Here is a 1,504-nt window from a genome sequence, read left to right as displayed (position 1 = left end):
ATGGGCCGGGGGCAGCAGTCCGGCACCGGTGACCGCCCTGTCGAGGCGGCCGACGAGGACATCCCCGTCCCGTACGACGAACTGGGCGTCGCCGCCCGCCAGGAGCTCCGGCAGCAGCGGCGGCACGGTCTCGACGCGGGTGTCCGCGTCGAGGTCGACGAGAGCGAAGCGGGTGGGGTTCTCGGAGTGCGCGGCGCGCAGCAGCCCCCATACGGCCGCAGCCGCCAGGTCCTCGACCCGGTCGCCGCGCCCGGAGCGGATCGCGCCCCGGGTGACGAACACCAGCCGGGCCGTCTCGAAGCGGTCCTGTCGCAGCCACTCCTGGACCAGGGCAAGGGCGTGCGCGACGAGCGTGTGCGTCGCCTGCGGCACGTCGTCGCCGTGGCCGTCGCCGGACACGGGGACGCACACCAGGGTCTCGGCACCGGTGAGGCCGTCCAGGGCGGCCGCGGCGGCGTCGGTGCCGAGTGCGGGCAGGGTGGCGTGGCGGACCGACGGATCGGCGGCGGTCTCGGGGGCGGCGGTCCACTCCAGGCGGAGCAGCGAGTCCAGCTCGGTACGGCGGGCGGCGGGCGCCTGCACGCCGGCGGGGACCCGCAGTACCAGCGACTCGGCCGACAGGACGGGCGCGCCCTCGACGTCCACGGCGGCGATCGAGACCGAGTCCTCACCCGTGCGGGCGACCCGGAAGCGGACCACGGAGGCGCCGCCCGCATGCAGCGACACCCCTCCCCACAGGAACGGCAGCAGCTTGTGCTCGTCGTCCAGGCCGGCGAAGCCGACGGACTGCACGGCCGCGTCCAGCAGCGCCGGGTGCATGCCGTAGTAACCGGCGTCGTCCGCCTCCGCCGGGAGCGCGGCCTCGACGAACGCCTCGTCGCCGCGCTTCCACACGGCGCGGATGGTACGGAAGACGGGACCGTACTCGGTGCGGTCGTAGAAGCCTTCCAGGTCGGCGGCGACCGCGTTCTGCGGGGGCCAGACACTCGCGTCGAAGCCGGCGGTCCGCGCGTCCGTACCGAGCACGCCGGCCGCGTGCTCCGTCCAGGTCTCCTCCGGCGCGTCGGCGGCCCGCGAGTACAGGCTCACCTTGCGGGCGCCGGACTCGTCGGGCGCACCGACCCACACCTGGACGACGACGGCACCGTCCTCGGGCAGCAGCAGCGGCGTGGCGAGGGTGAGCTCCTCGACGCACTCGCAGCCGACCTCGTCACCGGCGCGCACGGCCAGTTCGAGGAATCCGGTGGCCGGGAAGAGGACCATGCCGCCGCCGACGGTGTGGTCCGCGAGCCAGGGGTGCGTGGTGAGCGACAGGCGCCCGGTGAACAGGACGCCCTCGGAGGCGGCGAGTGCGGTGGCGGCGCCCAGCAGCGGGTGCTCGGCGGGGCGGAGCCCGGCGCCCGTGACATCACCGGTGTGGGCCGCCGGGCGGGGCCAGTACCGCTCGTGGTGGAAGGCGTACGTCGGCAGCGCCACCCGGCGCGCACCCGTCCCCTCGAAGCAC

At 75.5% G+C, this 1,504-nt stretch carries 1 protein-coding gene; it reads right to left on the bottom strand.

Translation table 11 applies throughout. The annotated features are described in order from the left end of the window. On the bottom strand, positions 1-1,504 hold a 1,504-nt coding region (locus TU30_RS00040), incomplete at both ends, for a polyketide synthase dehydratase domain-containing protein (RefSeq protein ID WP_042162968.1).

This window comes from Streptomyces sp. NBRC 110035, from assembly GCF_000829695.1.
GTDB lineage: Bacteria > Actinomycetota > Actinomycetes > Streptomycetales > Streptomycetaceae > Streptomyces.
Note: the sequence above shows the minus strand (reverse complement) of the source record. Positions and strands in the feature narration are given on the sequence as shown.